Origin of the sequence: Rhodosalinus sp., from assembly GCF_041685465.1 — a bacterium.
Classification (GTDB): Bacteria; Pseudomonadota; Alphaproteobacteria; order Rhodobacterales; family Rhodobacteraceae; genus Rhodosalinus.
This window is the reverse complement of sequence record NZ_JAWLFS010000098.1, coordinates 1-10,493: the sequence shown is the minus strand read 5'-3', so window position 1 is coordinate 10,493 and position 10,493 is coordinate 1. Positions and strand designations below refer to the sequence as shown.

General features: G+C 70.9%; 13 protein-coding genes. 9 read left to right on the top strand and 4 right to left on the bottom strand.

The features are described 5' to 3' along the window. Positions 1–224: 224 nt before the first annotated feature. A complete protein-coding gene (locus tag ACESL7_RS08310; RefSeq protein WP_372892850.1) occupies positions 225–1,100 on the bottom strand; it encodes a nitrilase-related carbon-nitrogen hydrolase in 876 nt (291 codons plus the stop codon). A 74-nt stretch (positions 1,101–1,174) separates the two neighbouring features. Further along, positions 1,175–1,390, bottom strand: a complete 216-nt coding sequence (locus ACESL7_RS08305) for a phenylalanyl-tRNA synthetase subunit beta (RefSeq protein ID WP_372892849.1) — start codon at positions 1,388–1,390, stop codon at positions 1,175–1,177. Between the two features lie 209 nt (positions 1,391–1,599). On the opposite strand from ACESL7_RS08305, the gene dgcA reads away from it, so the two are divergent. The 3 genes from dgcA to ACESL7_RS08290 all read left to right on the top strand — a co-directional run bounded on the left by dgcA (position 1,600) and on the right by ACESL7_RS08290 (position 4,262). Then, on the top strand, positions 1,600–2,565 hold the full coding sequence (gene dgcA, locus ACESL7_RS08300; protein ID WP_372892848.1) for an N-acetyl-D-Glu racemase DgcA: 966 nt from the start codon (positions 1,600–1,602) through the stop codon (positions 2,563–2,565). 169 nt (positions 2,566–2,734) lie between these two features. Next, positions 2,735–3,598 carry a D-amino-acid transaminase gene (locus tag ACESL7_RS08295; protein WP_372892847.1) on the top strand — a complete coding sequence of 288 codons (864 nt, stop codon included), beginning with the start codon at positions 2,735–2,737 and terminating at the stop codon, positions 3,596–3,598. 424 nt (positions 3,599–4,022) lie between these two features. Beyond that, entirely contained in the window at positions 4,023–4,262 is a 240-nt protein-coding gene (locus ACESL7_RS08290) for a hypothetical protein (RefSeq protein ID WP_372892846.1), read from the top strand. Between the two features lie 70 nt (positions 4,263–4,332). On the opposite strand, the gene ACESL7_RS08285 is transcribed toward ACESL7_RS08290, so the two are convergent. Together ACESL7_RS08285 and ACESL7_RS08280 are read right to left on the bottom strand one after the other, a co-directional pair. Then, positions 4,333–4,650 carry a DUF1244 domain-containing protein gene (locus tag ACESL7_RS08285; protein ID WP_372892845.1) on the bottom strand — a complete coding sequence of 106 codons (318 nt, stop codon included), beginning with the start codon at positions 4,648–4,650 and terminating at the stop codon, positions 4,333–4,335. A gap of 60 nt (positions 4,651–4,710) precedes the next feature. Then, complete coding sequence (locus ACESL7_RS08280) at positions 4,711–5,451, bottom strand: N-formylglutamate amidohydrolase (RefSeq protein ID WP_372892844.1); 741 nt, start codon at positions 5,449–5,451, stop codon at positions 4,711–4,713. A 96-nt stretch (positions 5,452–5,547) separates the two neighbouring features. On the opposite strand from ACESL7_RS08280, the gene pyk reads away from it, so the two are divergent. From pyk to pheS, 6 genes are all read left to right on the top strand, one after another. Further along, the gene (gene pyk, locus ACESL7_RS08275; RefSeq protein WP_372892843.1) at positions 5,548–6,993 is read left to right on the top strand and encodes a pyruvate kinase; all 1,446 of its coding nucleotides are present in this window, start codon (positions 5,548–5,550) and stop codon (positions 6,991–6,993) included. A 30-nt stretch (positions 6,994–7,023) separates the two neighbouring features. Continuing rightward, a complete protein-coding gene (locus ACESL7_RS08270) occupies positions 7,024–7,248 on the top strand; it encodes a hypothetical protein (protein WP_372892842.1) in 225 nt (74 codons plus the stop codon). 124 nt (positions 7,249–7,372) lie between these two features. Then, entirely contained in the window at positions 7,373–7,573 is a 201-nt protein-coding gene (gene rpmI / locus ACESL7_RS08265) for a 50S ribosomal protein L35 (protein WP_273522981.1), read from the top strand. A gap of 12 nt (positions 7,574–7,585) precedes the next feature. Beyond that, positions 7,586–7,951, top strand: coding sequence for a 50S ribosomal protein L20 (gene rplT, locus ACESL7_RS08260; protein ID WP_372892841.1), 366 nt, complete (start codon positions 7,586–7,588; stop codon positions 7,949–7,951). Between the two features lie 146 nt (positions 7,952–8,097). Continuing rightward, on the top strand, positions 8,098–9,219 hold the full coding sequence (locus ACESL7_RS08255) for a Hint domain-containing protein (RefSeq protein WP_372892840.1): 1,122 nt from the start codon (positions 8,098–8,100) through the stop codon (positions 9,217–9,219). Between the two features lie 65 nt (positions 9,220–9,284). Continuing rightward, positions 9,285–10,358 (top strand): phenylalanine--tRNA ligase subunit alpha, encoded by a 1,074-nt coding sequence (gene pheS, locus ACESL7_RS08250; RefSeq protein ID WP_372892839.1) that lies wholly within the window; start codon positions 9,285–9,287, stop codon positions 10,356–10,358. Positions 10,359–10,493: the final 135 nt, after the last annotated feature.

Here is a 10,493-nt window from a genome sequence, read left to right as displayed (position 1 = left end):
GGGTGAATTTCATGGCGCGGTCCTTCGGGCTTGCGGGAACGCGCGCGGGATAGCCGATCGTGCGCCCCTGTGGAAGGGCCCGGCGACGCCCTCAGGCCGGCCGAAAATTCTTCGTACGAAGAATTTTCGGGCAACCGTCCCCGGGTCGGGCTCCGTTTCGATCCGCGCCGGAAGCAGCCCGCGTGCCAAGGCGATTTTTCGGACGAAAAATCGCCCTCCCCGCCTCAGCCGTCGTCGCGGATGATGTCGGGCACGCCGAGCCGGTCGATCAGGCGGTTCATCTCGCGTTCCACCAGCCCCATGTTGCTGTCGCGCACCGTGGGCAGGAGCGCGCGCGCCCGGCGCACCTCGGCATAGTCCACCGTCGCCGCGATGAGCTCGGGCTCGGTTCCGGCCACCGCGAGCGGCTCGCCGAAGGGGCCGAGGATGCGCGAGCCGCCCCAGAAGGTCAGGTCCTCTTCCGGCCCGACCCTGTTCACCATGACCGAGGGCGCGCCGTACATCATGGAGTAGAAATGCATCGTCGCCGCCCAGCCCGCGGGGTTGTCGAAGGCCTCGCCCACCGCCTCGACGCCCGAGGAGATCGGCGAGACCAGCAGTGTCGCGCCGTGCAGGAAGGCGAGATGCACGAGCGCCGGGTTCCAGAGATCCGCGCAGATCAGGAGCCCGAGACGCCAGTCCTCCTGAATCGCGTGGGTGTCCACGAAACGGCCCTGCGCGTAGTACTTCGTCTCGATCAGCTTGCCGTAGGAGGGCAGGTTGATCTTGCGGTGCAGGTAGATGCAGCGCCCGCCCTTGTAGACGCCGGCGGCATTGTAGAACTGCGCCGCCGGCCCTTCCTCGATGAAACCCACGATCAGGATCGTCTCGCCCGCCGCGCGCGAGAGCGCCAGAAGGCGGGGATCGTTGCGTTTCATCGTGATGTCGAGCAGCCGCTCGGCGCCATAGTGCCCGACGAGGCTGAGCTCGGGAAAGACGAGCACGTCGGCCTCGGCCCTCTGCGCTTCCGCGACCCAGGCGTGGTGCTCCTCGAAATTGGCGTCGGGGTCGCCGATATGGCTCGTGAACTGAGCGGCGGCGACGGTCAGGGTCTGCGACATGGCGGGCGCTCCTCGGGGTGTCGCGGCGCGCCTATCCGGGGCGCGTCGGTGCGGTCAACCGGCGCGCGCCGCGGTCAGCCCGTGTCGCCAGCCTCTTCCGCGTTGCGGCGCCGGTGCGCACGTCGCCAGAGCGCCACGCCAACCGCAGGCAGCAGCACGACCCCCCAGGCAAGCGCGTTGATCCGGGTGAGATCGGCCTTGAGTTCGCGTGGCACCGCGTCAGAGGTCCAGAGACCCACGTGACCCGCGATCACGAGAGCGGCAAGGGCGAGGGCGAGGACGATGCGCATGGCGAGGAGCTAGCGCCGCGTCCGGCGACGTCACGGCCGGACCGCACGGGCCTGCACACGAGGGGCCTGCGCGCCAAAGGGCCTGCGCGCCAAAGGGCCTGTGCGCCCGTCACGCCGTTGCCTCGGGGCCGCGTCGCCCCGGGCAGGGTGTGCCCTGCGCGGAAACTGTGCTAGCCCGGTGGCCGCCTTGCAACGAGGGGAGAGACCGGGTGCGGATCGAGGTGTCGCGCGACGCGTTCGCGCTCAGGGAGGTGTTCACCATTTCGCGCGGCTCGCGCAGCTCGGCGGAGGTGCTGACCGTGCGGCTTGCCGAGGGCGCGACCACCGGGCGCGGCGAATGCGTGCCCTACGCACGCTACGGCGAGACGCTGGAGAGCGTCGCCGCGCAGATCGAGGGGCTTGCGCCGGGGATCGACCGCGCGGCGCTGGCCGAGGCGCTGCCCGCCGGCGCGGCGCGCAACGCGGTGGACTGCGCGCTCTGGGATCTGGAGGCCAAGCGCGCCGGGCGCCGCGCCTGGGAGCTTGCCGGGCTGGCCGCGCCCGGCCCCCTGGTGACCGCCTACACGCTCTCGCTCGACACGCCCGAGGCGATGCACGCGAAGGCCGCCGAGAACGCGCATCGCCCGCTCCTGAAGATCAAGCTGGGCACGCCCGAGGACATGCCGCGGCTCGAGGCGGTGCGCGCCGGCGCGCCGGAGGCACGGCTGATCGTGGACGCCAACGAGGGCTGGACGGCGGAGGTCTACGCCGATCTTGCGCCGCACCTGCTGCGGCTCGGCGTCGAGATGGTCGAGCAGCCGCTGCCGGCGGGCGCGGACGACGCGCTGGGCGAGATGGCGCGGCCCCTGCCGGTCTGCGCCGACGAGTCCTGTCACGACCGCGCCTCGCTGCCCGCGCTCGCGGGGAAATACGACATGGTCAACATCAAGCTCGACAAGACCGGTGGTCTGACCGAGGCGCTCGCGCTGCGCGACGCGGCCCGCGCGGCGGGCTTCCGCGTGATGGTCGGCTGCATGGTGGGCTCGTCGCTCGCCATGGCGCCCGCGGTCATCGCCGCGCAGGGAGCGGAGGTGGTGGACCTCGACGGCCCGCTCCTGCTGGCCGAGGACCGGGAGCCGCCGCTGCGCTACGACGCCGCCGGGGTGCACCCGCCGGAGGCGGCGCTCTGGGGGTGAGGGCCGCGGAAATGCCGGCACCTGCCACGCGGCCGGCCGCCGTGTCCGCGCGCGTACCGCGGCCCATTTCAGCGACTTGTCCGCCACCGCGCCCCGGGGACACGCGGCACCTTGACCTCGCGGCGGATCGGGCGGAGACAGCAGGAAATCGAGACGAGGAGACCGAGAGATGACCCGAACCGTCTACGTGAACGGCGCGTATCTGCCCGAGGCCGAGGCGACGGTTTCCGTCTTCGACCGCGGCTTTCTCTTTGCCGACGGTGTCTACGAGGTCACCAGCGTCCTCGACGGCAAGCTGGTCGATTTCGACGGCCACGCCGCGCGGCTCGACCGCTCGCTCTCGGAGCTTTCGATGCATGCGCCCGTCACCCGCGACGAGTTGCTGGAGATCCACCGCGAACTCGTGCGCCGGAACGAGCTGACCGACGGGCTGATCTACCTTCAGATCACGCGCGGCGCGCCGGCGGACCGGGATTTCGCCTTCCCCGACCCGGAGGCGGTGGCGCCGACGGTGGTGCTCTTCACGCAGTCGAAGCCCGGCCTCGCCGACGCGCCGCAGGCGAAGACGGGGATCCGGGTGATCTCGATCGACGACCTGCGCTGGGGCCGGCGCGACATCAAGACGGTGCAGCTCCTCTATCCCTCGATGGGCAAGATGATGGCCAAGTCCGAGGGCTGCGACGACGCCTGGATGATCGAGGACGGCACGGTGACCGAGGGCACCTCGAACAACGCCTACATCGTCAAGGACGGCCGTATCCTGACGCGGCCGCGCTCGGTGGACATCCTGCACGGCATCACCCGCGCCGCCGTCCTGCGCTACGCCGAGGAGGCGCAGATGGAGGTCGAGGAGCGGCCCTTCACCATCGAGGAGGCGAAAGCCGCCGACGAGGCCTTCGTCACCTCCGCCTCCACCTTCGTGATGCCGGTGGTCGAGATCGACGGCATTCCCGTGGGTGCCGGCCAGCCCGGTCCGGTCGCCGCGCGCCTGCGCGAGATCTACCTCGAAGAGAGCCGCAAGGCCGCGATCTGAGCGCGGCCCGCGCCGCCTGACCGGTCGCTCCGGGGCTCCGGCCGGCGCCGCCGATCGCCGAAACGGCGCCACGCCGCGGGGCGGTCCCCGGTGGTCCTGATCACGGAATGCGCGCTTGACGCCATGCCGCGTCGTGCCGTCCTGCACGGCGGCGGCATGCCGTCGCACACCGTCGTGACCGGGCGACGCGGGGCATTCACGCCGGGGTGAGCCACGCGTGAGCGACGCAGCGTCAGGCACTTGATTTTTCCAATGAAACCGCCGCCGGTGCCTGGCTCACAACGTGATCCTGTCCACACACATCCCGTTGATCGCATGTGTTTTGAACGTGTCCGCCATCGGCCCCACTTCGACTGTCACAAGGCAACGACAGCAACCGCCCCGACCGGACAGCCGGAACGGGCATCGAAGAAAGAGGACACCCATGAAAACGACCATCGCATCCGCAGCCGCGCTCCTCATCGCCGCCAGCGCCGCCTCGGCGATGCTGCCGTCCGATCAGGATCACCCCCGCCACGGCGCGACCCTCGACGCCGTCGAGGGCGCGCAGGTTCAGGTCGACGCCGATACGATCCTCGTTCCCCGCGACCGGGCACGGAACGACGGCGAGACCGTCGGCGTGACCAGCTTCGAGGGCAACGCAGCGAGCGAGACGCCGCGCTGAACCGGCCATCCCGTTGACAAACGCCCCGGCCGAGCGGCCGGGGCGTTTCACGTCACGCCGCCGGTCGCGCTCAGCCCTTGTCGCGGCCCACGTTCGCGGCGAAGCTCTTTTCGAAGGCCTGCTGCTGCGCCGCGGTCGCCCCGGTCTGATGCCCGGCCTTCCACTGATCGTAGGGCATGCCGTAGAAGACCTCGCGCGCCTCCTCCTTGCCCATCTCGATCCCGCGCTCGGCGGCGGCCTCCTGGTACCAGCGGCTGAGGCAGTTGCGGCAGAAGCCGGCGAGGTTCATCAGGTCGATGTTCTGCACGTCGGGCCGGTCCTCCATCAGGTGCTGACGCAATCTGCGGAAGGCGGCGGCCTCGAGTTCTATGCGGGTCTGCTCGTCCATGATCGGCACTCCTCTCTCCGGGAGAGTCTGCGGCTCCGCGCGGCTTGGTTCAAGGCGCGCTCAGAGTCCCGTGTCCGCGAGCGCCGCCTCCAGCGCCGGCGCCAGCCGGTCGGCCCAGGCCCTCTGATCGCCCTCGGTGCCGATCAGGTCGTTGCGCAACTCCACCAGCACGTTCGGCCGCCCCTCCGCGAGCGCGTGGCGCGACACCGCGTCGCCGGGCAGGTGCCCGCCATAGGGCTGATTGCGCCCGACGCAGAGATCGGGCTCGCCCGAGAGCCGCGCGATCAGCGGATCGGCCAGCCGCGCGTCGTGGCCGTGCAGCACGCCGATGTGCCACGGCCGGGGCGGACGGCCCCGAAGCTGCGGCGTGAAGGAATGCACCGACAGGATCACCGTGTCGTCGCGCCGCGCGGCGAGATCGGCCAGCGCCGCGTGGTAGGGCCGGTAGAGCAGGTCGAGGCGGCGTTCCACCTCCGCCGCGTCGGCGTGGCGGTTTCCGGGGATGATCGTCCCGTCGTAGAGCTTCATCACCAGCGTCGGGTCGTCCTCGCCCCGGTTGGGGTCGATCACGAGACGGGAGAAGTCCGACAGGATCGCCGGCGCGTCCAGCCGCTCGGCCAGCGCCAGCGCGAGGCCCGCGGCGCCCACGTCGTAGGCGATGTGGCGCGTCATCTCGGCCTCCGGCAGGCCGAGGGTGCCACCGTTCACCGCCTCCGGCACGCGGTTGGAGGCGTGATCGCAGGTGACGAGCCAGCGCGCCGGGCGCGCGGCGCCATGGATATGATAAGCGTGATGGGTCATGCGCAATCTGCCCGGGGCCCATGCCACAGGCGGGTTGCGCGGAAAAGCGAAATGCCGCACTCACGCCGTGGTAACGCTAACGCGGGAGGAGAGAGAATGCGTCGCATGCGGAACGTGAAGATCGTGGCCACGCTCGGCCCCGCCTCGAGCGACCACGCCGGCATCGCGGCGCTCGCGGCCGCCGGTGCGGACGTGTTCCGGCTCAACATGAGCCATGGCACGCAGGAGGAGATCGCCGCCCGCCACCGCATCATTCGCGACGTCGAGGCCGAGCGCGGCACGCCGATCGCCATTCTCGCCGATCTGCAGGGGCCGAAGCTGCGCGTCGGCACCTTCGCCGCCGGCGCGGTGGAACTCGAGGACGGCGCGCCGTTCCGTCTCGACACCGGGGAGGCGGAGGGCGACGCGCACCGCGTGCGCCTGCCACACCCCGAGATCTTCGCGGCGCTCGCGCCGGGGGTGGAGCTTCTGGTGGACGACGGCAAGGTGCGCCTGCGCGTCGAGGACTGCGGCGCCGATTTCGCGGACTGCACCGTGGTCACCGGCGGCACCGTCTCCAACCGCAAGGGCGTGAACGTGCCCGACGTGGTGCTGCCGCTCGCCGCGCTTTCCGACAAGGACCGCGAGGACCTGGAGTTCGCCTGTTCGCTCGGCGTGGACTGGATCGCGCTCTCCTTCGTGCAGCGCCCGGAGGACGTGGCGGAGGCACGCACGCTCGTGGACGGGCGCGCCGCGGTGCTCTCGAAGATCGAGAAACCCGCGGCGGTGCGCTGCGTGGACGAGATCATCGCGGTGTCGGACGGGATCATGGTGGCGCGTGGCGATCTGGGCGTCGAACTGCCGGTGCAGAACGTGCCGCCCATCCAGAAGCGCATCGTGCGCAAGTGCCGCGCGGCGGCCAAGCCGGTGATCGTGGCCACGCAGATGCTCGAGAGCATGATCGAAAGCCCGATGCCCACCCGCGCCGAGGTCTCGGATGTCGCCACCGCAATCTACGAGGGTGCCGACGCCATCATGCTCTCGGCCGAAAGCGCCGCGGGGCAATACCCGGTCGAGGCGGTCATGACGATGGATGCCGTCGCGCGCGAGGTCGAAGGCGACCCGACCTACACCGAGATCCTCGAAGCCTCGCGCGTGGCCCGCCGCGACAGTGTCGCAGACGGCATCGTCGCCGCGGCCCGCGAGATCGCCGAGACCACGGACATCAAGGCCATCGCCTGTTTCACGCAGTCCGGCACCACCGCCGCGCTCGTCGCGCGCGAGCGCCCGCGCGTGCCGATCATCGCCATGACGAACCTGCGCGGCACCGCGCGGCGCCTCGCGCTGACCTGGGGCACGAACTGCGTGATGACGGGCGAACTCGATCGCTTCAAGCAGGCCGTCGTGAACGCCGCCCGCGCCGCGCGCGAGCAGGGCTACGCCGAAGAGGCGGACCAGATCGTGGTCACCGCGGGCGTGCCCTTCAACGTGCCCGGGACGACGAACATCCTGCGCGTCGCACCCTGCAACGAGCGTTTGATCTGGGCCACCGACCCGGAGTAGGCTTGACGCAAAGGCAAGGGGGCGCGCCGCATGGACACCGATCTCGCGCTGGTGGCCGGGCTCGTCGTCGGGATGTTCGCGATCCCGGCGGTCATCTCCGCGTGGTCCGAGGGGCGTGCGCCCCGCGCCGCGGCGCTTTCGGCTCTGGTGGCCGGCGGCCTCGTGATCTGGGCGCTTACCGCGCGGCCCGGGGGCTACACGCTGGCCGAGATCCCCGAGGCGGTGATCGGCGTCGTCGCCCGCCTGCTGCCCTGAGCCTTCCCCCTGCCCCCGCCCCTTGCACCCCGGTGGCCGATCGCCTAAGAGCGCGGCTTCATCGCGCGGCCGGCCCGGACGGCATGCCGAGTCGCGCGCCCGACCGATCGATCAGGAGACGGAAATGCCGAAGATGAAGACGAAGTCGAGCTGCAAGAAGCGGTTCAAGGTGACGGCCAACGGCCGGGTCAAGTTCCAGCAGGCCGGCAAGCGCCACGGCATGATCAAGCGGACGAACAAGTTCATCCGCAACGCCCGCGGCACCGCCGTGATGTCCAAGGCTGACGAGCAGATCGTCAAGCCGATGATGCCCTACCAGCGCTGAGGAGGCCCGACCATGTCCCGAGTGAAGGGTGGAACCGTCACCCATGCCCGCCACAAGAAGGTCCTGAAGTCCGCCAAGGGCTACTATGGCCGGCGCAAGAGCACCTTCAAGACCGCCAGACAGGCGGTCGACAAGGCGAACCAGTACGCCACGCGCGACCGCAAGAACCGCAAGCGCAACTTCCGCGCGCTCTGGATCCAGCGGATCAACGCCGCCGTGCGCGCCCATGACGAGAGCCTGACCTATTCGCGGTTCATCGACGGCCTGAACCGCGCCGGCATCGAGGTGGACCGCAAGGTGCTCGCCGATCTTGCCGTGCGCGAGCCGGAGGCCTTCGGCGCGATCGTGCAGCAGGCCAGGGGCGCCCTCGCGGCCTGAGCCATCCCGGGCGACCGGCCGCTGCGCCGGTCGTCCCCGCGCGCCTCCCCCGACAACCGTTCCTCAACAGTCTTGCGCCATGCAGGGCGGGCCGGCGAGCGCATGCTGATGCGTGCGTCCGGTGCGCGACAGGAACGGGCGGGGCGATGGCGCAGGGCGACTACAGTATCTGGATCGTCGAGGCATCGAAGCTCGCCGTGAGCGGCGGCAAGTCGCTCAGCGGGCTGACGCAGGGCACGGGCGAGCACCTTCTGGGGGAAACCATCCGCCTCGAGGAGAACGCCTGGCTCCGGACGGACATCCGGGACCCCGGGTCCGACACCACCTTCGACGACAACGACGGCGGTCAGCGCCTCGCCGAGGCGCAGGTGATCGACGGCGTGGCCCACGCCGCGAATACCAGGGTCGAGGCGGAGTATCGCCTCACCCTGCGCGACCCCGAGAGCGGCGAGACATGGGACGCCGTGGGCTACAATCTCAACGAGCCCGGCGCGGGGCCGGCCTATGGCACCGTCGAGGGGCTGGCCTTCGTCGACGGCGGCCACGGCTTTCCGCCCCTCGGCCGCGACCTGCAGGTGGAGGCGACGGCCGAAGGGCCGGGCGCCTTCGGCCAGCCCGCCATCGAGGCGGATGAGTTCCTCGCTCCGCTCTGTTTCGCCGCTGGCACGCGGATCGCCGTGCCCGGCGGCACGCGGCCCGTCGAACGGCTCCGGCCGGGTGCCCTGGTGATCACGCGCGACGGGCAGGAGGCGCGGGTACGCGCCTGCCTGCGGCGCACCGTCCACCCGCGGGAGATGGCCCGCGAGCCACGGCTGCGGCCCGTACGCATCCGCGCCGGCGCGCTCGGCGCCGGTCTGCCGCTGCGGGATCTTCGGCTGTCGCGCCAGCACCGCCTCGTCGTCTCTTCCCCGGTCGCCGCGCGGATGTTCGGCACGCCCGAGGTGCTCGTCGCCGCGGTGCGGCTGGTGGATCTGCCCGGCGTGCGGCTGGAGGCCGGCCGCCGCCCGGTCACCTACGTCCACCTCGTCCTCGACCGGCACGAGATCCTCCTGGCCGAAGGCGCGCCGAGCGAGAGTTTCCTCGCCGGGCAGGATGCGCTCGGCACCCTGACGCCCGCGGCGCGCGCCGAACTCGCGCTGCTCTTTCCGGAGCTCGCCGCCGGCGCCCCGGTGCCGGCCCGGCGCATTCCCGACCGCTCGCGCCAGCGAAGGCTGATCCGGCGCCACCGCCGGAACCGGAAGCCGCTGCTGGGCGACGCGCGCGCCTGAGCCGGGCGGCTTGCGCCGCGCCGCCGTGCTGGATAGCTAGGCCGCGGCAATCGGGGAGGTCCGGAATGGACGATCTGCGCGAGAAATGGCTGGCGGCCGTCGCCGGGGCCGGGGACGAATCGGCGCTCGAGTCGGTGCGCGTCGCGGCGCTCGGCAAGAAGGGCGAGATCAGCGCGCGGATGCGCGAGCTGGGCCGCATGACCCCGGAGGAGCGCAAGGAGGCAGGCCCCCGCCTCAACGCGCTCAAGGACGAGATCAACGCGGCCATCGCCGCGAAGAAGGCCGCCCTCGCCGACGCCGCGCTGGAAGAGCGTCTGCGCACCGAGTGGCTGGACGTCACGCTGCCCGCGCGGCCGGCGCACCGGGGCACGGTGCACCCGATCGCCCAGGTGACCGAGGAGGTCACGGCGATCTTCGCCGACCTCGGCTTCTCCGTCGCCGAGGGCCCGCAGGTCGAAAGCGACTGGCACAACTTCGACGCGCTCAACATCCCCGGCCACCACCCCGCGCGCGCGGAGATGGATACCTTCTACATGGCCCGCGGCGCGGGCGACACGCGCCCGCCGCACGTGCTGCGCACCCATACCTCGCCCGTGCAGATCCGCAGCATGGAGGCCGCGGGCGCGCCGCTGCGCGTGATCTGCCCCGGCCGCGTCTACCGCGCCGACTACGACCAGACGCACACGCCGATGTTCCACCAGGTCGAGGGGCTGGCGATCGACCGCGACATCTCGATGGCGAACCTCAAATGGGTGCTCGAGGAGTTCGTGAAGGCCTTCTTCGAGGTGGCAGAGGTCGAGCTGCGCTTCCGCGCCTCGCATTTCCCCTTCACCGAACCCTCGGCCGAGGTCGACATCCGCTGCTCCTGGCAGGGCGGCACGCTCAAGGTGGGCGAGGGCGACGACTGGCTGGAAATCCTCGGGTCCGGCATGGTCCACCCCAAGGTGCTGATGGCCGGCAACATCGACCCCGCCGCCTGGCAGGGCTTCGCCTTCGGAATGGGCATCGACCGGATCGCCATGCTGAAATACGGCATCCCGGACCTGCGGGCGTTCTTCGAGTCGGACCTGCGCTGGCTCCGGCATTACGGCTTTGCCGCGCTGGACGTGCCGACGCTTCACCGGGGGCTGAGTAGGTAGGGCAATGAGTGTGGTAAATGGAAGGGGCGTTACGTCGGCTCAGGACCGATTGATCGAGCGGTAAGCTCATGAGTCAGTGCTCGAAAAGCGGGCGGTGACATGATCAATCTGTTCTGGCTGACGGATGCGCAGATG